Annotated in this window: 20 protein-coding genes and 1 pseudogene; 12 read left to right on the top strand and 9 right to left on the bottom strand. The window is 40.0% G+C overall.

Going from position 1 to position 22,052, the window contains the following annotated elements:
* The first annotated feature begins 112 nt into the window (after positions 1-112).
* The 4 genes from leuC (at position 113) to leuB (ending at position 4,040) form a co-directional block, all read left to right on the top strand.
* The gene (leuC, locus tag CDG55_RS12905) at positions 113-1,531 is read left to right on the top strand and encodes a 3-isopropylmalate dehydratase large subunit (protein WP_004659116.1); all 1,419 of its coding nucleotides are present in this window, start codon (positions 113-115) and stop codon (positions 1,529-1,531) included.
* A 12-nt stretch (positions 1,532-1,543) separates the two neighbouring features.
* On the top strand, positions 1,544-2,194 hold the full coding sequence (gene leuD / locus CDG55_RS12900) for a 3-isopropylmalate dehydratase small subunit (protein WP_087536326.1): 651 nt from the start codon (positions 1,544-1,546) through the stop codon (positions 2,192-2,194).
* Positions 2,195-2,341: 147 nt separating this feature from the next.
* A complete protein-coding gene (locus tag CDG55_RS12895) occupies positions 2,342-2,917 on the top strand; it encodes a hypothetical protein (RefSeq protein ID WP_087536327.1) in 576 nt (191 codons plus the stop codon).
* Between the two features lie 43 nt (positions 2,918-2,960).
* Positions 2,961-4,040: a 3-isopropylmalate dehydrogenase gene (gene leuB, locus CDG55_RS12890; protein ID WP_087536328.1), complete on the top strand. Its 1,080-nt coding sequence runs from the start codon at positions 2,961-2,963 to the stop codon at positions 4,038-4,040.
* Between the two features lie 67 nt (positions 4,041-4,107).
* On the opposite strand, the pseudogene CDG55_RS15535 reads toward leuB, so the two are convergent.
* Positions 4,108-4,487 (bottom strand): annotated as a pseudogene (locus tag CDG55_RS15535) (hypothetical protein).
* 189 nt (positions 4,488-4,676) lie between these two features.
* On the opposite strand from CDG55_RS15535, the gene CDG55_RS12880 reads away from it, so the two are divergent.
* Positions 4,677-5,048, top strand: coding sequence for a lysozyme inhibitor LprI family protein (locus CDG55_RS12880; RefSeq protein ID WP_004659107.1), 372 nt, complete (start codon positions 4,677-4,679; stop codon positions 5,046-5,048).
* Positions 5,049-5,109: 61 nt separating this feature from the next.
* On the opposite strand, the gene infA is transcribed toward CDG55_RS12880, so the two are convergent.
* Entirely contained in the window at positions 5,110-5,331 is a 222-nt protein-coding gene (gene infA / locus CDG55_RS12875; RefSeq protein WP_001284370.1) for a translation initiation factor IF-1, read from the bottom strand.
* A gap of 229 nt (positions 5,332-5,560) precedes the next feature.
* Between infA and CDG55_RS12870 the strand changes: the two genes are divergently transcribed.
* Entirely contained in the window at positions 5,561-6,568 is a 1,008-nt protein-coding gene (locus tag CDG55_RS12870) for an AraC family transcriptional regulator (protein WP_005162677.1), read from the top strand.
* A gap of 41 nt (positions 6,569-6,609) precedes the next feature.
* Here the strand turns inward: CDG55_RS12870 and truA are convergent, their stop codons facing one another.
* From truA to asd, 5 genes are all read right to left on the bottom strand, one after another.
* The gene (truA, locus tag CDG55_RS12865; protein ID WP_087536329.1) at positions 6,610-7,407 is read right to left on the bottom strand and encodes a tRNA pseudouridine(38-40) synthase TruA; all 798 of its coding nucleotides are present in this window, start codon (positions 7,405-7,407) and stop codon (positions 6,610-6,612) included.
* Positions 7,408-7,423: 16 nt separating this feature from the next.
* Entirely contained in the window at positions 7,424-8,392 is a 969-nt protein-coding gene (locus CDG55_RS12860; RefSeq protein ID WP_171287525.1) for an asparaginase domain-containing protein, read from the bottom strand.
* Between the two features lie 44 nt (positions 8,393-8,436).
* Positions 8,437-9,606 (bottom strand): FimV domain-containing protein, encoded by a 1,170-nt coding sequence (locus CDG55_RS12855; protein ID WP_087536330.1) that lies wholly within the window; start codon positions 9,604-9,606, stop codon positions 8,437-8,439.
* 61 nt (positions 9,607-9,667) lie between these two features.
* Positions 9,668-11,170: a FimV family protein gene (locus CDG55_RS12850; RefSeq protein WP_087536331.1), complete on the bottom strand. Its 1,503-nt coding sequence runs from the start codon at positions 11,168-11,170 to the stop codon at positions 9,668-9,670.
* A gap of 141 nt (positions 11,171-11,311) precedes the next feature.
* Entirely contained in the window at positions 11,312-12,430 is a 1,119-nt protein-coding gene (asd, locus tag CDG55_RS12845) for an aspartate-semialdehyde dehydrogenase (protein ID WP_087536332.1), read from the bottom strand.
* A 189-nt stretch (positions 12,431-12,619) separates the two neighbouring features.
* Between asd and CDG55_RS12840 the strand changes: the two genes are divergently transcribed.
* Positions 12,620-13,729 (top strand): endonuclease/exonuclease/phosphatase family protein, encoded by a 1,110-nt coding sequence (locus CDG55_RS12840; RefSeq protein WP_087536366.1) that lies wholly within the window; start codon positions 12,620-12,622, stop codon positions 13,727-13,729.
* A gap of 293 nt (positions 13,730-14,022) precedes the next feature.
* Here the strand turns inward: CDG55_RS12840 and CDG55_RS12835 are convergent, their stop codons facing one another.
* A complete protein-coding gene (locus CDG55_RS12835; protein WP_087536333.1) occupies positions 14,023-14,958 on the bottom strand; it encodes a lauroyl acyltransferase in 936 nt (311 codons plus the stop codon).
* 129 nt (positions 14,959-15,087) lie between these two features.
* On the opposite strand from CDG55_RS12835, the gene CDG55_RS12830 reads away from it, so the two are divergent.
* Positions 15,088-15,618 carry an O-acetyl-ADP-ribose deacetylase gene (locus tag CDG55_RS12830; protein WP_087536334.1) on the top strand — a complete coding sequence of 177 codons (531 nt, stop codon included), beginning with the start codon at positions 15,088-15,090 and terminating at the stop codon, positions 15,616-15,618.
* Between the two features lie 59 nt (positions 15,619-15,677).
* Here CDG55_RS12830 and CDG55_RS12825 read toward each other — a convergent pair whose 3' ends face one another.
* Entirely contained in the window at positions 15,678-17,585 is a 1,908-nt protein-coding gene (locus CDG55_RS12825) for an ATP-binding cassette domain-containing protein (protein ID WP_087536335.1), read from the bottom strand.
* Positions 17,586-17,617: 32 nt separating this feature from the next.
* Between CDG55_RS12825 and CDG55_RS12820 the strand changes: the two genes are divergently transcribed.
* The 4 genes from CDG55_RS12820 to topA all read left to right on the top strand — a co-directional run bounded on the left by CDG55_RS12820 (position 17,618) and on the right by topA (position 22,038).
* Positions 17,618-17,863: a SlyX family protein gene (locus tag CDG55_RS12820; protein ID WP_087536336.1), complete on the top strand. Its 246-nt coding sequence runs from the start codon at positions 17,618-17,620 to the stop codon at positions 17,861-17,863.
* A 15-nt stretch (positions 17,864-17,878) separates the two neighbouring features.
* On the top strand, positions 17,879-18,811 hold the full coding sequence (locus CDG55_RS12815; RefSeq protein WP_087536367.1) for a PIN domain-containing protein: 933 nt from the start codon (positions 17,879-17,881) through the stop codon (positions 18,809-18,811).
* Positions 18,812-18,915: 104 nt separating this feature from the next.
* Positions 18,916-19,365: a hypothetical protein gene (locus tag CDG55_RS12810; protein ID WP_087536337.1), complete on the top strand. Its 450-nt coding sequence runs from the start codon at positions 18,916-18,918 to the stop codon at positions 19,363-19,365.
* Positions 19,366-19,398: 33 nt separating this feature from the next.
* Complete coding sequence (gene topA, locus CDG55_RS12805; protein ID WP_087536338.1) at positions 19,399-22,038, top strand: type I DNA topoisomerase; 2,640 nt, start codon at positions 19,399-19,401, stop codon at positions 22,036-22,038.
* Positions 22,039-22,052: the final 14 nt, after the last annotated feature.

The following is a 22,052-nucleotide window of genomic DNA, read 5'->3' as shown; positions in this document are numbered from 1 at the left end:
AAAGTTTGATAACTAATAAAAATGATAAATTAGATTTATGTGAAAGCATTGCTATAATAAATTTAAGATTTAGTTACCCAGTCCTATGACAAGCACGTTGGAGAGCGACGACATGGCAGGCAAGACATTATATGACAAATTATGGGATGACCATTTAGTTAAGCAACGTGATGATGGTTCAAGCTTGATTTATATTGATCGTCATTTATTACATGAAGTGACTAGCCCTCAAGCATTTGAAGGCTTACAACTTGCTGATCGTCAGCCATGGCGTTTAAGTGCCAATGTCGCAACACCTGACCATAACGTTCCAACTTCTAAAAAAGAGCGTGAGCAAGGCATTGCTGGAATCGAAGATGATACCTCTCGTATCCAAGTCCAAACTTTAGATGATAACTGTAAGACCTTTAATATCGTTGAATTTGGTATTAATGACATTCGTCAAGGTATCGCCCACGTGGTAGGACCAGAGCAAGGTTTAACTTTGCCGGGTATGACCGTGGTCTGTGGTGATTCACACACAGCTACACATGGCGCATTTGGTTGTTTAGCACACGGTATTGGTACGTCAGAAGTTGAGCATGTGTTAGCAACTCAATGTTTAGTACAGAAAAAATCGAAAAACATGCTTGTTCGTGTCGATGGTGTATTAGGCAAAGGCGTGACGTCGAAAGATGTTGTTTTAGCGATTATCGGCAAAATTGGAACAGCTGGTGGTACAGGCTATGCCATTGAATTTGGTGGTCAAGTGTTCCGTGATATGTCGATCGAAGGGCGTATGACCGTATGTAACATGGCAATCGAAGCGGGTGCGCGCGTAGGTATGGTTGCTGTTGATGACAAAACCATCGCTTATGTGAAAGATCGTAACTATGCGCCTAAAGGTGAGCAGTGGGATCAAGCCGTAGAATATTGGAATACCTTACACTCAGACGAAGATGCTGTATTTGATGCAGTCGTCGTATTGAATGGCGCTGAGATTGAGCCACAAGTGTCTTGGGGAACGTCTCCAGAAATGGTGATCCCTGTTTCGCAAGCAGTACCGACTTTAGAACAAGCAAAAGATGATGTTCAGCGTAATGACTGGACTCGTGCTTATCAATATATGGGTTTAACTGCTGGTCAAGCGTTGTCTGATATTCAATTAGATCGTGTCTTTATTGGTTCATGTACCAATTCTCGTATTGAAGATATTCGTGCTGCGGCAGATGTCGTGAAAGGGCGTAAAGTTGCATCTAGTATTAAACAGGCGATGATCGTTCCGGGTTCAGGTTTGGTGAAGCAACAAGCAGAACAAGAAGGCTTGGATCAAATTTTCTTAGATGCTGGTTTTGAATGGCGTGAACCAGGTTGTTCGATGTGCTTAGCAATGAACGCTGATAAATTACAACCGGGCGAACATTGTGCATCTACTTCGAATCGAAATTTTGAAGGTCGTCAGGGTAACGGTGGTCGTACACATTTGGTAAGCCCAGCAATGGCTGCAGCGGCTGCAATTGCTGGTCATTTTGTTGATGTACGTTCATTCTAAAGGAGCAAAATCATGAAAAAATACACTGTAGAACAAGGTATTGTTGCACCTTTAGATCGTGCAAATGTTGATACTGATTTAATCATTCCAAAACAGTTTTTGAAGTCAATTAAGCGCACAGGTTTTGGCGATAACTTATTTGATGAATTGCGTTATTTAGATGAAGGTTATTTAGGGCAAGATATTAGCAAACGTCCAATTAACCCTGAATTTGTATTGAATAAACCGCGTTATCAAGGTTCAACGATTTTATTGGCACGCACAAATTTTGGTTGTGGCTCTAGTCGTGAGCATGCGCCTTGGGCTTTGAATGAGTATGGTTTCCGTACCGTGATCGCGCCAAGCTTTGCAGATATTTTCTTTAATAACTGCTTTAAAAATGGCATGTTGCCTGTGATTTTATCTGAAGAGATTGTTGATCAGTTATTCAAGGAATGTGCTGAAACAGAAGGTTATCAATTGACCATCGATTTAGAAGCTCAGGAAGTGCGCACGCCAACAGGTGAAGCATTTAAATTTGAAATTGATCCATTCCGTAAGCACTGCTTATTAAATGGTTTGGATGATATTGGCTTAACTTTGCAAGTGGCAGATGATATTCGTGCCTATGAAGAAAAAGCCAAACAGGCGCGTCCTTGGGTGTTTCAAGAGATAGAAGCTTAAGTTTTATTTATATCTCATCAATATAAACATAGCTTAATGTTTTAGTACATTTTAAATATAGCCATAGCGCGGACATGGAACTCTTGCTAACATGCGAGTAGATATATTCGCTTGCATGTTTGCATGATATAGGACTGGGCTTGAATAATGAAAAGAAGACTCCCTCGCAGTATTTTGCTGTGTTTAGGTGTTGGTATGACATTAACCGCATGTCAGAATTCTACGAATATGGTTGATCAGGTTCGTATTGCCCAAAATACAGTAGGCAATAAAGCAGAAAATGCAACTTTGTATTGTTCAGGCGTCGAAAATTGTGAGTTTGAACGAATCAATGATATTGCCGTGATCGATGCCAAATCGCACCGTATTAGCCAACAGGCGATGGAGCGAGGGATTGTACGATTGCATGGTTCGGTTTTTAGTAGAAAACAACAAGTCTACTTAAATGTACCAGCCAAACAATATGAAGTAGTCATTCGCTTTTATCCTATTTCACCAGACCGAGCTGAAACCTTCCATGTGATTCATGCGTTCAAGCCGCATCAAAGCTATACCTTTAAAATGTATCGGGACAGGGCCAAACGCTCAGATAGCCTGTTGAATGTGTCTGCACCTGAACCCTTATGTGTGGATTTACAGCAAGAGCAGCATACCATTCGCCGCTTCTGTCGCCCATATGATGTGGTGACAGGACTGGGCGAGTTTGTTGAGAAAAAGATTTAATGATTTGCAGTTTAAAACTGCACTAATGAAACTGGAAAAATAGATGTCTAAACATATTTTAATTTTGGCAGGTGATGGGATTGGTCCTGAAATTGTGGGCGCTGCTGAGAAAGTTCTGACCAAGGTCAATGAAAAATTTAATTTAGGTTTGACATGGGAACATGGTTTGTTGGGTGGTTCTGCGATTGATGCACATGGTGAACCTTACCCTGCTATCACCAGTGAACAGGCGAAAAAAGCCGATGCAATCTTGTTGGGTGCGGTTGGTGGTCCTAAGTGGGATACCATTGAACGTTCGATTCGTCCAGAACGTGGCTTGCTTAAAATTCGTAGCGAATTGAATTTATTCGCAAATTTACGTCCTGCGATTCTTTATCCACAATTGGCTGATGCTTCAAGTTTGAAGCCAGAAATCGTTGCTGGTTTGGATATCCTCATTGTTCGTGAATTAACGGGGGGGATCTACTTTGGTCAACCACGTGGTATTCGCGAATTAGAAAATGGCGAAAAACAAGGCTATAACACTGATGTTTATTCAGAAAGTGAAATCAAGCGTATCGCCAAAGTTGCATTCGAGCTAGCAGGCTTGCGCGGTGGCAAAGTATGCTCGGTTGATAAAGCCAATGTATTGGAAGTGACTGAATTGTGGAAGCAAACGGTTACTGATTTACAGCAAGCACAATATTCAAATATTCAACTCTCACATATGTATGTTGACAATGCTGCGATGCAGTTAGTGCGTGCACCAAAGCAGTTTGATGTAATCGTTACAGGTAATTTATTTGGTGATATCTTATCTGACGAAGCAGCAATGTTGACAGGTTCGATCGGCATGTTGCCTTCTGCATCTTTAGATGAAAATGGCAAAGGCATGTATGAGCCATGTCATGGTTCTGCACCAGATATTGCTGGTCAAAATGTTGCTAATCCATTGGCAACTATTCTTTCAGTTGCGATGATGTTACGTTATACCTTCCGTGAAGAAGCTGCAGCAAAAGCAATTGAAGATGCTGTGGGTCAAGTATTAGATCAAGGTTTGCGTACAGCAGATATTATGTCTGAAGGCATGACAAAAGTTGGTACAGATGCTATGGGTGAAGCCGTAGTTTCAGCACTAAACTAAGAATTATAGCCAATAAAAAACGCAGCTTGGGCTGCGTTTTTTTATAACTTAATAGTATATAAGCAAACTAACAAGCCTTGCCTTCATAGCGAATAGAGCGAGCAATTTGCTGTTGGTCTAGCTCAAAAATGATGTGACATTTTAAATTGAGATCATAAGTACTATCTGTATTGCCAGCACTTTGAATTGGTATATTTTGAGCACCAAGTTCAGCCGATTGAGCGATAGGAATAGGAATACGAATTGGGCGAATGACAGTGTAAATCAGCTGATTGCTTTGTTCGATTGGTTGGGCGATAGTCTGAAAACCTAGAGGTTTAAATCGAATGGCTGTTGGATTATGGTTGCAGATTGCCCGATAAAAAGTTGTAAATAATCAGGTAGGCTGGTTCGATTTTGGTATGCAGTGGTACATGCTTGTAAAGATAATATGATTAGAAATAACAAATACTTAAATTTTTATTTTGATTAATCCTTATCCTCTTATCTATGTTTATTCAATCCTTAAATGATGTTGGTGTCGAGTTCATTTGTGTGAATTGATAAAAATATACAAACTAGTCTATTTTTAGGCAATATTCAATTGAGTTCAAATGTGCTTACATAGATAGGATATTAAGCGATTGAGAAAACTTGATGCACAAATTTATATTTGGACTGATGTGTGGCGCTTTAGCAACATTCAGTCATGCAGATAATTGTGATAAGGCACGCAATACGTATGATGATATTTATTGCACGAATAAAATTTATGCGAGTGCTGATGCTGATTTAAATAAAAATTACCAGCAATTGCGTCACCAACTCAATGAGACACAACAAAAGATTCTTAAAAAGTCCCAGCTCGCATGGATTCATCATCGAGATGCAGAATGTACTGATGATCAAAAAAATAGCGTAAGCGTGCAATGTAGACTTACGACGACACAAGAGCGTAATCATTGGTTAGAGGAAAGATTACGTGAGTGTCAAACGGTAGGGTGTAAAACAACACGTTTGAGTGAGTAATAAGAATCAAGCATAAAAAAAGCCACAAACAAAATGTGGCTTTTTTGCATTCACGAATCTCTTAGCGCGCGCGATAAGTGATACGACCCTTTGTTAAGTCATAAGGTGTCATTTCTACTTTTACACTGTCACCCGTCAAAATACGGATATAGTGTTTGCGCATTTTACCAGAAATGTGAGCAATAACTTCGTGACCGTTTTCTAAACGTACACGGAACATCGTATTAGGAAGCGTTTCGGTGACAACGCCTTCGAACTCAATGAGTTCCTCTTTATTGGCCATAGCCTACCTGATGATCAAATTGGAAAGGGGCAAATTATAGTCAATTTATTTGAATTTTACAAGGTGAAGCGTATGTAAACCTTTTAGATCTTTATTCATAAAAACTGTCGGACAATTGACAATCTTTTTTAACAAAAGAAGCAGAATATTGTTGTCAGTTTGGTCAATCAACGTTAATCTAAAATTGTTGTTATTGTTACAAGAACGTATCTACAGGGAAGGGCACTGAGTGGGTCAGTTAACAGATGCATCAGTTGTATTGCGCTTTGGTTATCAGGCAATTCGTAAAGCGGGATTGCCAACTGAAGAGATTCTAACAAAAGCAGGGGTAGCGCTAAATCAAATTGATACCAATGCCAGAACGCCATTAAGTGCGCAAAATGCATTTTGGATTGCTGCACAGGAAGTTAGCAATGATCCTGATATTGGATTGCATTTAGGTGAGCATTTACCACTCTATCGTGGTCAGGTGATTGAGCATCTATTTATTAGTAGTGAAACATTTGGTGAGGGTCTAAAACGAGCTTTAGCTTATCAGCGTTTGATCAGTGATGCCTTTGATGCCAAACTGGTGATTCAGGATGGACGCTGTTATTTAAGCAATGGCGAACAGTACTGGTCTGACAATCTGGTCAATCGCCATTTTTCTGAATGTGCGATGTCAGGTATTCTTCGCTTCTTTAAATTCATCACCGAAGGGCAGTTTCAGCCGATCTACATTGACTTTAACTTCAATGAGGGTGCGGATGATGATGAATATTTTCGAGTGTATGGCTGTCCTGTCAGTCTGGGTCAAAAAGAAACCCGCCTTTATTTTGATCATGCTGTGCTTGATTACCCATTGTGGCAAGCTGAACCAGAACTACTACAATTACATGAACAACTAGCGATTGAGAAATTACAAGAGCTTGCACGGTATGATTTGGTTGGTGAAGTTCGCCGTGCCATTGGTTCAACTTTAGAAAGTGGTGAAACTACGTTAGAAACAGTTGCAGCTCAATTAAGCATCACGCCACGACGCTTAAGAACACAGCTTAGCGAGGCGAATACGAGCTTCCAGCAAATCCTTTCAGATTATCGTTGCCGCCTAGCGAAAAAATTATTGGCGAATACCAATGAAAGTGTAGAAAGAATTGTGTATTTAACGGGTTTTTCTGAACCAAGTACGTTCTATCGTGCATTTAAGCGTTGGACGAATGAAACCCCTGTCGAATATCGTAAGCGTAAACAGCGTTAATTTTTCTAAGAAAAAAGCCTTATCTCCCGATAAGGCTTTTTTTATTCAGGTAGATTTAACCATTGGGGACCTAAAGGCAGCTGTGGTAAATCAAACTCATCAGGATAATAGGACTGAATAAAATATAAACCATCAGGTGGGGCGGTGATGCCTGCCGCTGTACGGTCTTCTGCGGCAAACATGGTATCGATATGATCAATCTCATACATACCTTGTCCGATTTCTAGTAAGCATCCCATGATATTGCGTACCATATGATGTAAAAATCCATCGGCTTGAATATCTAATACTAAATAGCGTCCATGTTCAAATAGACGGCAGTGTTTTACATGACGTATGGGTTGATTGGATTGACAGGCAGCAGCTCGGAAGGTCTCGAAGTTATGCGTTCCCTCAAATTTTGCTGCAGCGACAATCATCTTCGGTACATCTAATTTTTGATAAAGATGAGTGACTTGTTTATACAATAGTGCAGGACGGGTGGGTGCGTTATAGACGACATAACGATAACGTCGTGCAGTGGCTTTGAACCGTGCATGGAAGTTCTCATCCATGCATTTAATCCATTGAACTGAAATATCTTTTGGAAGTTGACTGTTGGTGCCACGAATCCAACCTTGTTCTGGGCGAATGGCTTCGGTGTCAAAATGAGCCACCATATTGGTTGCATGTACACCTGCATCAGTTCGTCCAGCACCATGCAAAATAATGGGCTCATTGGCAATACGGCTTAGTACTTTCTCGATGGTCTCTTGAACAGTTACAACGCCAGGCTGCTGGGTTTGCCAACCACGGTATTGCGTGCCACAAAATTCAATACCGATTGCATAACGTTGCATGTTTTAACCTCAAATATTAATGCTGATGCCAATTCGCGAACCATTGTTCGTGGCTCGGATATTTTAAATAGATTTGCAAGACTTTTGCATATAAATCAGCATGGCTATGGCAATCATTGATTAAAACTTTGGCAGATTGAATCCATGAACTGACGGCATAGCGTTGATCTAGTTGCCCAAAGGTCACTTGGGTGCTGATAATAGGCAGACATTTTTTTTGATACAGTTGCTCAAACAGCATCAGAATTTCGTCATTTACTGCAATATTGCCTGTGCCAAATCCTTGTAGAATCAAGAAATTTGGAGGGTTAAGTAGAATATTTTTTAACTGTAGAATGAGTTGTTCTTTTGCAATCGGCTGCAACATCAAATTTAAAATGCTGAGTTCAGCTGCTTGCTGAATATATTCATTTTGAACAACAAGAGAATCTGCTGTGGTTTGACAACTTTGATCAGCTTTAACACCGACAAAAGCATCCAACTCAGTAGTATGTGCTTTTAAGGTCGTTTGTGCGTGAAAAACTTGTTCATGGAACGCCAGATAAACACCCCTTGGCAAAGAGAGGACTTGCTCTAATGCTAAATATAGGTTGCCTGTGGCATCTGTAAATTCACGGGTATCATTGCCTTCAACATTCAATAATGGGTATTGGCTACCTGTAATGATGGCATGACAAGAATGTCCCAAGAAACGAGCAAGTGTTGCTGCAGCGTAACTTAAAGTATCTGTCCCATGAATAATGACAAAATGTTGAAAACCATTGAGTTGCAATTGCTGGATTTGTTGTACCAACTTTAGCCAATCCGTTGCGGTGCAGGCACTACTGTCTTTGATACTAGGCGCAGCGAAGCATTCGACCTGTAAATGAGGTGGAATGATCTTAGCTAGTAAAGGTAGAAAATCCTGTTCTGGCATCGGCATCAATGGTTCGCCAACGCAACCAAACGTCCCACCCATATAAATTAAAGCGATTTTTTTCATCATAAAAAAAGCAGTCTGAGAGACTGCTTATATTAGACCGATCAAATTCAGGAAGCTATTTTATTCAGTAAACTTTGTGAATGTTGTTGTTGCTCTGCATTAAATGACGGGCTATTTTTTAATAATTCACGTGCAGAATCATAAGCGCCCAATTCAATATATTGCTCAGCAAGTTCTAAATTGAGCTGTGCTTCATCAAGCTGTTGTAAATCAGGAAATGATTGTACAAGAGGGTCATTGATTGCAACAGATGTAGTTTGAAGCGAGGTTTGAACAGGTTCAAGTTCAACAACTGATTCTGTAACTTCAACTTGCTTGTTTTCTGTCGGTTCAAAACTAAAATCTAACGTTGGCGCTGCTTCAGTTTTTTGTTCTGTAACTTCTAAGTTTGAAAAATTGAAATCTAATTCAGGCTTTGCTTCTTCAACTACAGGAGAAGTTGCAGGTGCAGCATCTAAATTGAATGAGAATTCTAAAGGAGCAGGCTCTTTATTCTCTTGTTGCTCGATTGTTGGCGTAGCTTCGGTTGTTTCCTTTTTCTCAAAGGAAAAATTAAAATCTAATGGCTGAACTTCTGGAACTGGTTTAGTTTCTTCTGCCGGTGCAACATATCCAGATTGTAAGTCATCAAATGATTGTGACGTTTTTGATGCCGCTAATGCGTCAAAATCTGTGTTGTTTTGCTCTTTTGCTAAACTATCTGATGTACTGGTTTGCTTGAAATGGCTTGAGCCTGAATTGAACTCACTTGCATCAGGTTGTTTATTTTTTTCATATTCGCGTTGCTTTGCTTCAGCAGCTTGAGCAATATCATCAAGTTTCAAAGCATGAATATGTTTGATCAATTGATCAATTGCAAAATCATCTTTTTGAGCTAAGTGAATATCAAGGAGAAATAAATATAACTCATGTTGGGAGTTATCTTGTTTTAAAATCTGATTGATTTGTGCTTCTGCGCTTTGATAATTGCCATTTTGAATTTGCTGTTCAATTTTCTGGCGTAAAGACTCTGGAATCGCGGTTGCGGCGGCTGGAACAGATTCCTGTTCTTCACGTGCTAATGTCGTACGTGAAGTTTTAGTTGTAGCTGCTTTCTTCGCTGATTTTGCTGTAGCACCTTTTTTAGATGTTGCAGTAGTTTGATTGTCACTGCGTTTTTTTAAAACGATTGCAACAACTAATGCAACGATTAGCAGTACAATTATTATAGTTGACATGATCTATACCCCTTAAAGATAGAGCCGCTTTGTTGCAAATTTATGAGAATCTTCTCGTAACCTAGCGTGTTGGCTTTTTAGTTTCCTGCTGCACTTTCAACTGATCTTGTAACTCTGCAAGCCGAGCATTTAATAGCTGAATACGTTGTTCCTTGTTGCGTAATGCCAATTCTAACTGTGTTACGTTTCTTTGTAATGTAACGGTTTTTTCTCGTGCTGTCATAACTTTTAATGATAAATCTGCACTGGTTTTTTGCTGTAATGTGTCTTTTTTCGCACTTCCATTGCTTGAATCTTGGTTACTTTCAGCGACCAGTGACATTTCAGCTTGCTGCAGGCGATATTTGGCTTGACCTGATCGAGGATGTGTTGTCTGTGCTGCTATTTGATTTATAGCTGTATTCTGACGAGATGGTGTTGTATTTAGATTGAAATTTAAACGAGACCCTTGTCTTAAACGATTTGCATTGCCACCAATAAAAGCATGCTCATTCTGTGCTTTGATCTGATTCATAACTTTAGCAACAGGCTGTTGTATTTGTGATGCGATTTGTTGCGCAATACTCCACAAAGATTCATTACGCTGCACGACATGCTGTTGAGCTGAGTTATTAGATGCAGTCATGGAATTGCTATTTGTGGCAGGTGCTTTCTTTTTAGCTTGTTGTGCAGTTTGTGTAGGTTGTTGTTTTTTAAATTTCTCTTGTGGTTCGGCTGGCTTTGTATCGAGTGGTTTTGATTTTTTTTCGATTGGTGTTGGTGGTTGACTCGCAGTTTGAACTGGCTGAGCTGCGACTCGAACAATAGGCTGTTTAGTCATGGTAGGCGTTGGATTTGATTCAACTTTTACTGGTGCAGTCGTATTTATATTATTTGTTTCGATTTTAGGGCTAATTTTTGCAGTTGCAGTGTCCTGATTTTGGCTTGGTATCGACGTTGTAACAACAGATATTGCTACTGGAGAGCTTTGCTTTGATTGTGAGCTATTTAATATGGGTGGTAAAGCTGAGGAGACATTTAATAAATTTTCTTGCTTTAAATTAAGCTCTTTTACATTTGTTGCAATCGGTGAACTGAAGCGAGTGCTTTCGGGTAAATTGAGCGCAATATCTTTTTCACTGACAATATATTTAGGTGAAAGTGTTTTTTCATTCGCAGCTGCTTTAGTGGATATCGCTCTCGAACTTTGTCCTATAGGTTGCTTAATATGCTTTAAATGTGATGCACCACTTTCTTGTATTTTAAGAATAATATTAAGTTCACTGTCTATCATTGGACGTGTAGAAGTGATCACAATCACCCCTTCACCTTGTGAATTGCGACGTGTATAAAAATTTAGGCCACTCGGAGGCTGATGAGCAGCACCCATCATTAAAAGATCTTCAGGTGTTGCTAAGCCTACATCTAATTTTGCGGTAGGATCAGCTTGATGAAAACTCATTTCTGCATAGAGTAATTCACCAGGTGCAGATTGGATTTGCAATGGATCGAGTGTAATCGCATAAAGGTGTTGCGAAGAAATGATGGCTAAAATGGAAACTTTTAATTTGTTATAAACAGTCATCTCGATCCATGAAAAAGTGATGTTTTAGTCAATTCAAAAGTATACATTACCGTGATGTAAATGAATTGTAAAATATTCATGTTTGATAAAAAACAAAAGCCGATCAAATGTGATCGGCTTTTGTTTTTTAAATGTTTTTGCTTAAGCGTTCTTGTATTCAACTAAAATACGAAGCATACGGCGTAAAGGTTCAGCAGCACCCCAAAGTAGCTGATCGCCTACTGTAAATGCACCTAAATATTCTTTACCCATATTTAGCTTGCGTAAACGACCTACAGGAACAGTTAAAGTACCTGTTACTGCAACAGGCGTCAGGTCAGTCATTGAAGCTTCACGAGTATTTGGAACCACTTTCGCCCATTGGCTAGAGTTACGAATCATGTCTTCAATTTCATCAAGCGCAACATCTTTTTTCAACTTTAAAGTGATTGCTTGTGAGTGGCAACGCATTGCACCGATACGAACACAGTGACCATCAATTGGAACGATTTGTTGATTACCCAAGATTTTATTGGTTTCAACTTGACCTTTCCATTCCTCTTTTGATTGACCACTTTCAAGCTGCTTATCGATATATGGGATCAATGAACCTGCTAATGGCACACCAAAGTTAGACTTTGGAAAACCTTCGCCACGTTGCAACTCGGCAATTTGACGGTCAATATCAAGAATTGCAGATTTTGGATCATCCAATAACGTTTTAGTATTGTTATATAAATAGCCCATTCCAGTGATCAATTCACGCATGTTTTGCGCGCCCGCACCAGAAGCTGCTTGATAAGTCATCGAAGTTGCCCATTCCACTAAATTATTTTGGAACAGAGAGCCTAAACCCATCAACATTAAAGAAACTGTACAGTTACCGCCAACGAAAGTTTTAGTGCCGTTGACTAAACCATCTTTAATCACGTTTAAATTGACTGGATCGAGTACGATGATCGCATCATCTGCCATACGTAGTGTAGATGCTGCATCAATCCAGTAACCATCCCAACTTTCAGCTTTTAGCTTAGGGAAAATTTCAGATGTATAATCACCACCTTGACAGGTTAAAATGACATCCATTTGCTTCAGACTCTTAATGTCTGACGCATCCATAAGTGCTGGTGCAGTCTTACCACCAAATGAAGGCGCGTCGCCACCTGCATTACTGGTAGAAAAATAGAATGGCTCAATATGAGCAAAATCATTCTCTTCAACCATACGTTGCATAAGGACAGAACCCACCATCCCACGCCAACCGACCAGACCTACTTTCATGTCATTGTGCCTCGGTATTTCAAAAAACTTTTAAGGGGTTTGAGTGTATCAAAAGCGACCACAACTGCAAGCTTTACGTAAATAAAACGATAATTTAATTGAGTGGAATAATTTGTTTGTATTAGATAGAAAATAGATAAAGCCATAACTTTATTGAGAATCTAAGACATCCCCACGAGAAAAATGAACATGATATGGATTCAGATTTGTGCAGTATTGGTTATATGGCTTTCGTTTTGGTCATTAATCCCCAGAGATGAGTGGTGGTTTAGAGGTGCGGACTTTCCGCGCTTACAGATTCTGGCACTCGGTCTCTTCGCCTTTTTTGCAATGTTATTTGCCATTCCCGAATGGACCTTGACTACCGAGTTGTTGTTTGTTGGATTGGTCGCAGCAATCGCTTATCAGTTGAAAATGGTTCTACCATATACCCCGATTTGGAAAAAACAAGTTCAAAAAGTTAAGCCTGAGCAAATCAATGAAAACCAGCAAATCTCATTGCTGGTTGCCAATGTGTTGACGCCAAATGATAAATATCATCTATTGCTTGAGCATATAGACACACTAAAACCTGATGTTGTGCTGACATTAGAGTCAGATTCAAGTTGGCAAAATGCGTTAGTTCACATTGAACAAGATTATTCTTATCGCGTGCCCGTACCTTTAGATAACTTATATGGTATGCATCTATATAGCCGCTTGCGATTGCACGATACAGAAGTGAAATTTATCTTAAGTGATGAAATTCCATCTATACACGCTTCGGTAACATTACGTTCAGGTATCCAAGTACAGTTATATTGTTTACACCCTAAACCACCAAGCCCAACTGAAGCTAAAGATTCAACTTTAAGAGATGCCGAGCTTTTAATTATTGGCGATCGAATAAAAGATTTGGATGAAAGTTGTATTGTCATGGGGGATCTTAATGATGTGGCATGGTCACGCACCACGCGATTATTTCAACGAATCAGTGGTTTGCTAGATCCACGGGTAGGTCGCTATTTCATGAATACTTTTCACGCAGATTATCGACTTTTACGTTGGTCTTTAGACCATATCTTTCATAGTACTGACTTTGGCTTAGTGGAAATGAAACGTTTATCTCATATAGGTTCTGATCATTTTCCAATTTATGTCGTTTTACAGACGGGTCGTATTTTTGAGCAACAGCAGGAAGAACTAGAACAAAGCGCTGAAGATGAACGAGAGGCTCAAGAAGCGATTCGGGATGGTATAGAAAAAGCAGAACAAGAGCACAAGCAAGTTGTTGATGAATTGGCTCAGCCTTATAAGTGATTCAATAGAATGAAATGGCAAATATCGTGATGTAAGCAATATCGTACATTGATTTAAGTCTACGGCGAATAGTCGAGTTTGATCAAAAGATTTATTCTAAATACATCAGCACATGGACGCAGGAATGGATTTCCGTTTAAGGATAGCGACGCTGAGATGGAAAATGCATTATGGATATGATGCATGCTATGGAAGCAAGATAATAACAAAGATCTGAGAGCACAACCTCATTTGCCCGAGTTTTGCAGGATGCGAAACTCGGGTTTTAATTTTCTCTAAATATTAATAAATTATTAATAAATTTTTTCGTAACCTTCTGCTCGGGTTTTGAATCTACGGTGAAACCACATCCATTGAGTTGGTGCAATGCGCAATTGAGCCTCAATGATTCTATTCACCCGAATTGCATCATCGAGTTCATTTTCACTCGGCATATTTTTAACAATAGGCTCAATCAAAACTTTGTATTGTGGATTACGAACATCACCATAACGATAAAAATAAAGCGGGATTGCAACAGATTTGGAGATTTTTAATAGACGACGATGTGCAGTAACAGTGGCAGCAGGAACACCAAAAAAAGGCGCCATGACACCTTGTTTTAAGCCAAAATCTTGGTCTGGACTATACCAAATCGCACCGCCATCTTTTAAGCGACGAACCAAGCCTCGCATATCATCATGATCAATTTGTTGTTGATAAATGGTTGCGCGACAACGATAAATCAGCATATCCAACATCGGATTATTCTGAGGACGATAGACCACATCAGGCTCAAAATATTGAGCACAAATATAACCACCGGCATCCAATAAAGTACTGTGTGTACCTAGCAATAAGATACCTTTGCCTTGAGCTTTGGCTGAGTTGATGTGCTCTAGCCCTTCAATACTATGGCGTCCTTTAAACCAATTTGGACAATACCAAGCATTCAATGTTTCAAATACACCCAACATCATGTCGACAAACACTTGTTTTGCTTGTGCTTCAACCTCAACAGGAGACCATTCAGGGAAGCAAACTTCCAGATTTCTGATTGTGGTTTTTCGACGTGATTTGAGCAAGTGCCAGCATAATGAGGCTAAACCATGTGCCAAGCGCCATTGAATTGCCCAAGGTAAGATTGCTAAGAGCATGAGAAAAGTGATGGCGATCCAGATTTTCCAATACTTAGGGAGTAAAAATTCCCATTGAAACTCACCAGGAATATAAGACGATTGTTGGCTCATAAACTAGAAATATGAATGATATTGAATTTTGAAGCAGTGTAACATGAAGTCAGTTTTACGACTTTAAATCTAAAAGATAAAGCACAGCCTTTTTGTGTATAGATAAATAAATATTTTGATCAGGAGACCATGTTGAAACAGATAAGCATACTTAAGGGAGATATTACCCAAATCACAGTGGATGCTATCATCAATGCAGCAAATACCTCACTTTTAGGTGGAGGTGGGGTGGATGGTGCAATTCATCGTCGTGGAGGTGCCGCGATTTTGGCAGAGTGTCAAAAAATCCGTGCCAAACAAGGTGGTTGTGCAGTAGGTGAAGCGGTGATAACCACCGCAGGAAATCTACCAGCAAAATATGTGATTCATACTGTTGGACCAACATGGTTCAATGGTGAGAAAAACGAACCAATTTTATTAGAAAATGCTTATCGTAATAGTTTTAAACTCGCTGATCATCTGGGTTTAAAAACAATTGCCTTTCCAAATATTTCAACAGGAATTTATCGGTTTCCTAAACAACTTGCTGCTCAAATCGCGTTTAAAGTGATTAATGACGAGTTAAAACAAAGTCAATCAGTCCAAGAAGTAGTTTTTGTTTGTTTTGATGATGAAAATTTTAATATTTATCAGTCATTAAAAGATGATTTTGAAATCTAAGCATTCATTGGATTTTAATAGAGCATCTATCCATATAACGATAGATGCTCATCATCTGATTAATTGCCTTTCGACATATTTTCTAAGATGTCCCAACGTTCCAATTTCTCAAGCAAAGATTCTTCAATTTCAGCTAAGCGTTGACTGGCTAAAGTCGCTGCATTGGCATCACTGACAAACCATGAACCATCCGCTAGTTTCTCTGAAAGTTCAGTTTGTTCTTTTTCTAGCTTTTCCATCTCAGCAGGGAGTTGTTCTAACTCACGCTGATCTTTGTAACTCAGCTTGACCTTCTTTGGTGCTGATGCTGCGGCAGCCGCTGCTTCAGCTTTGGCTTGTGCTTTTTTCACATCACTTTTCTGATCAACCACTTTTTGGTCAGGGCGTTGTTCCAAGTAATCTTGATAGCCACCAATGTACTCATCAATATTGCCCTTACCATCGAATACCCAAGTCGAAGTCACAACATTGTCCATAAAGGCTCGGTCATGCGAGATCAGTAACAAAGTACCTTTGTAGTCAGACAGCATTTCTTCAAGCAACTCAAGTGTCACCATATCCAAGTCATTGGTTGGCTCATCCATCACGATCAAGTTCGATGGTTTGAGTAATAGTTTTGCTAATAGGATACGGTTTCTCTCACCACCAGACAGTGCTTTGACTGGCGTACGAGCGCGCTCTGGTGAAAATAAAAAATCTTGTAAATAGCTATAGATATGACGGCGGTTACCATTCACATCGACAAAATCAGAACCTTCAGACACGTTGGCCATCACGGTTTTTTCAAGATCAAGTGCATTACGCAGTTGGTCAAAATAAGCCACTTCCAGTTGAGTACCTGTTTTCACCGCACCGCTATGTTCGATTTCACCTAAAATCGCTTTGATCAGGGTGGTTTTACCCACACCATTATCGCCGACTAAACCGATACGATCACCACGTAATACGATTGCTGAGAAGTCTTTAATTAACGGCTGCTCACCATAACTAACGCTTAGGTTCTCAATCTCAAACACCAGCTTACCAGAACGATGAGCTTCTTGTGTCGCCATGCTGACCTTGCCTTGCTGTGAACGACGCGCTTTAGATTGTTCACGTAAGTCTTTTAAGGCACGGACACGGCCTTCGTTACGGGTACGGCGTGCTTTAATCCCTTGACGAATCCAAGCTTCTTCTTCTGCTAATTTTTTATCAAATAAAGCATTTTGTTTTTCTTCAGCTTCCATTTGCTGAGCTTTGAGCTCTAAATAGCGTGAATAATTTCCTTCATAACCACGTAAAATACCACGATCGAGTTCAACAATACGTGTTGCAATGTTATCTACGAAAGAACGGTCATGTGAAATAAATAAAAGCGTTAGATTATTTTGATCAAGTAAGAACTTTTCTAACCATTCAATACTTTCAACATCCAGATGGTTTGTCGGTTCGTCCAGTAATAACACATCCGGTTGGGTAAGTAGGGCACGTGCCAAGAGCACACGACGTTTACGTCCACCTGATAGGTCTGCTAAATCTGCATTTGGATCTAGCCCCATTTTACCTAAAATGGTATTTACTTTGTTTTCAAGTGCCCAACCATCGAGCTGATCGAGCTTGTGTTGTAACATGCCCATATGGTCGCAGGCTTCCATATCGCCTAATACACAGGCATCACTGGCTTCATGATAGGCTTTGAGTACGGTTGCAGCTTCTCCTGCGCCATCAGCAACAATATCGGCCACTTTGCCTGAATCCATTGGTACGTCTTGGGCTAACATTGAAACGGTTAAACCATTTTGAATCGAAACTTCACCTGTATCAGGTAATAAACTTCCCTCAATCAGTTTTAATAAAGTAGACTTGCCTTCGCCATTACGACCAATTAAACAGACTCGTTCGCCACGTTCTAGGTTAAAGTTCGCGCCGTCGAGTAGGGCAGGTCCGCCAAATGCGAGATGGACATCCCTTAAAGTAATGTAGGCCATAATGTTTCCTAAGAGTTCAGATGAGGTCTGAAATGACTAAACCACAAAAATTTGATGATCACGCGTCATTGTCCGCACCCATTGAAGATTTGCAAGTCCGAATTGCATTTTTAGACGATTTAGTTGAACAATTAAATCAACAGCTCGCAATTCAGACACAAGAAATTGCAGTTTTGAAGAAACAAATGCAGCTTTTATACCAACGCGTTGAGTCTTCAGACTTGTCAGAAGGAATTGCACCGTTTGATCCAATGAGTAACAAACCACCGCATTATTAAAACATGACTGATATTATGCAAAATATATTATTATTGGATATCGAAAACCAACCTAAAAAAATTCGTGAATTAAACTTTCTATTAAAACAATACAGTCAAGTGATTGTAGTTTATGCAAATTCAAATTTAAATATTGCACTAGATGATTTAATGGAACTTAGTCTTGCCATACAAGATAAACGCTTGCTCATCATTAAAATGCCTAAAACAGGTGCAAATTCTGCTGACTTTGGTTTAACCTTTATTGCGGGGCGTTTATCTGCTCAATTAGAGAAAGGTGGTTCAATTGATGTCATGTCAAATGACACTGCAATGTCATATGCAGTTGAGTTACTCGGGCAGATAGGGATTCAATCAACTCATATTAAACAATTAGCTGAGCCTGTAAAAATTGAGCAAAGCCAGCTCGCTGTTCAAGAAATAAAAATAAAGCCAAAGCCTCAAATAGAAGTAAATGTAGATAAAAAAGTTTTACAACTTCTCGCAAAGAATCAGCCTAAAAAGCCAAAGTCGCTGCTTAAATCTCTAATGTCTTGGTGTAACCTAAATCTGCAACAAGCTGAAATTCTCTTAGAAAAACTACAACAGATTAAGGTGGTGGTGATTGAACAAAATAAATGTGAATATAATAAGAAAGAATTAAAGAAAGCACTTGGTCAAGGAAATTTGAATACTACTAGCCCACGCCTCACAATGACAGAAATAGAGTTGCGTCCGCATTTGATGCGAATAAAACAATATTGTGATTACTTAAGCAAAGTGACAAATAATAAACCATCAAAGATCGATACTTTAAGTAATTCAATCAAAGCTTTGTTTAAATTCGAGAAAGATGAGCATGTGCAACAAATGATTAATTTACTTAAGAAACATCAAATTATTCAATTAAATGCACAAAAAATTGTATATTTGCAAAGTAATATTGATATCTGGTCAACCATTAAATAAATCATTAAACAAGATAAATTGCCTAAAATGAATTTTGTCATGTGATATTGCCTTTTTCATTCAACTTATGTAACGCTAATAAAAGGAAGTTTTGGGCACCTTTAATGAGTAATGTTGGAATTTGGATCACGGTTGCCATTGTGCTATTTGTACTTGGTTCTATTTTTGGTTTACGTGTGAGTCCAAGAGAAAAAGCACTCGGTTTAATGCGCGATCAAGCTCGCAAAATGGGATTACACCCACGACTCATCGTTGCGCCTGAGTGGACGAAAATTCCAATGGCATCTGAAAAACGCGCCAGTATGGTTGCTTATTATAGTGTGCTTATTCCGGATGCTCGCTTAGCACTTATGCGCGCGCGCGTGGTTGATGGAAAACTTCAGGTTGTGCAGGGTGATCAGAAATTTAATGATTTACCCATTGCATTAACAGGAGTTTATGCTATTGATATGCAGGCAAACTGTGTCGGGCTATATTGGGATGAAGAAACTGATTTAAGAGCCACTCAGCTTGAAGCAATGAAAGCATATTTACATGAATTAGCTCAGCGCTAATTATTTGATTAATTATAGGAAAAACGATTTATTATGGCGAATACTCCACGCTCTGCTTCAGAAAGCACAGCAGCTCCTACACCTGCTGCAAAGAAACGTGCCTTAGTGATTGTGGAGTCGCCTGCAAAAGCGAAAACAATTAATAAATATTTGGGTTCACAATATGTGGTGAAGTCATCGGTGGGGCATGTCCGTGATTTACCGACAGGAGGCGGGGCGAAATCCACTGAAAAGAAGCCCGCAACTCGTACTAAATTGACGGATGAACAGAAAGCCGAAAAAGCCCAGTCCGCACTGATTAATCGTATGGGTGTAGATCCCGAGCATGATTGGATTGCACATTACGAAGTGCTACCAGGCAAAGAACATGTGGTTGCTGAACTAAAAAAACTCGCCAAAGATGCAGATGCAATCTATCTCGCAACGGACTTGGATAGAGAAGGGGAAGCAATTGCTTGGCATTTAAGAGAAGTGATTGGTGGGGATGATAGTCGCTACCATCGTGTCGTCTTTAACGAAATTACCAAGAATGCCATTCAAGAAGCATTTAAACAGCCAACACGACTTGATTTAAACCGTGTGAATGCTCAACAGGCGCGTCGTTTCCTCGATCGTGTGGTGGGTTTTATGGTGTCGCCATTACTCTGGGAAAAGATTGCCCGTGGTCTATCGGCAGGACGTGTGCAGTCAGTTGCTGTGAAACTGGTGGTTGAACGTGAACGTGAAATCCGTGCATTTATCCCAGAAGAATACTGGCAAGTTTTTGCAGATACCATTTCCAAGAAAGAAGACATTCGCTTAGAAGCGGTTAAGCAAGCAGGTAAAACACTCAAGCTTAAAAATAAAGCCGAAACTGATGCCTTACTCAGTGTATTGAAAGATGCTGAATATAAAGTGGCATTGCGTGAAGACAAACCCACCAAAGTTAATCCAAGTGCCCCGTATATCACTTCAACTTTACAACAAGCAGCGAGTACGCGTTTAGGTTTCTCTGTAAAGAAAACCATGATGCTGGCGCAGCGTTTGTATGAAGGTGGTTTTATTACTTATATGCGTACCGACTCAACTTTCTTGAGCGATGACGCGGTGAATATGGTGCGTAACCATATTCAGCAAAATTTTGGTGAAAAATACGTGCCTGCCAAGCCAAACCGTTATGGCAATAAAGCAGGCGCGCAAGAAGCGCATGAAGCGATTCGTCCATCAGATGTCGGATTGACGGGTGACAAACTTGCAGGCGTCGAGCGTGATGCACAGCGTTTATATGATTTGATTTGGCGTCAATTTGTTGCTTGTCAAATGACACCAGCAGAATATTTATCTTCAACCTTGACTGTTGACGCGTCAAATGTTGAGTTAAAGGCGAAAGGCCGCACACTGGTATTTGATGGTTTTACCCGTGTTCGTGGTGCCAATAAATCAGATGATGATATTTTATTGCCTGCGGTAAAAGTTGGTGAAGTTCTTAAGTTAGAAAAACTTGATCCGAGTCAGCATTTTACCAAGCCACCTGCACGCTTTACTGAAGCGTCTTTGGTGAAAGAGTTAGAGAAAAAAGGCATTGGTCGTCCATCGACTTATGCTGCAATTATTTCAACGATTCAAGAACGTGGTTATGTAAAATTGGAAAACCGTCGTCTCTTTGCAGAGAAGATGGGGGAGATCGTTACAGACCGTTTGGATGAAAGTTTTAATAACTTGATGAATTACGCCTTTACCGCAGATTTAGAAGGCCAATTAGACCGTGTCGCAATGGGTGAGCGTAACTGGAAAGAGTTACTAGATACATTCTATGGCGATTTCAAGAAACGTTTGACCAATGCGCAGGGTGAAAGCGGCATGCGCCGTAATCAGCCAGTCGAAGTGGCGGATGTATCTTGTCCTGAATGTTCGCGTCCAATGCAAGTTCGTACTGGAACAACAGGTGTATTCTTAGGATGTTCAGGTTATAACCTGCCACCGAAAGAGCGTTGTAAAGGCACACTCAACTTAACACCAGTCGAGTCTTTGGCGGCATTGTCGGATGATGATGGTGCTGAAACTGCTGATTTGATGTCGAAACACCGTTGTCCTAAATGCGGTACAGCAATGGACAGTTATGTGGTCGATGGTGGTCGTAAATTGCATGTCTGTGGTAATAACCCAGATTGTGATGGTTACGAAGTCGAGGAAGGCGAATTCAAGATTAAGGGCTATGACGGTCCAACCATTCCATGTGATAAATGTGATGGTGAAATGCAGTTAAAGACAGGTCGTTTTGGTCCTTACTTTGCCTGCTCAAGCTGTGACAATACTCGTAAGGTATTAAAGAGTGGTCAGCCTGCGCCACCGCGTGTTGATCCAATCAAAATGGAACACTTACGTTCAGCCAAGCATGATGATTTCTTCGTGTTACGTGATGGTGCGGCAGGTCTGTTCTTAGCAGCCAGCAAATTTCCGAAAATTCGTGAAACGCGTGCACCGAAAGTGGCCGAGCTACGTAGTGTTGCAGATCAACTTGATCCGAAGTATCAGTTCTTGTTAGAAGCACCAGATGTTGATCCTGAAGGCAATCCAACGGTGGTGAAATTCAGCCGTAAGAATCAGGCACAATATGTGGGTTCTGAAACTACTGAGGGCAAGCAGACCAAGTGGAGTCTGGTGTTCCAAGATGGGAAATGGGTAGAAGCTTAAACATTAAAGTTTAA

The organism is Acinetobacter sp. WCHA45, assembly GCF_002165255.2.
Taxonomy (GTDB): Bacteria; Pseudomonadota; Gammaproteobacteria; order Pseudomonadales; family Moraxellaceae; genus Acinetobacter.
The sequence above is the reverse complement of the archived record's forward strand: the minus strand, read 5'-3'. Positions and strand labels throughout refer to the sequence as shown.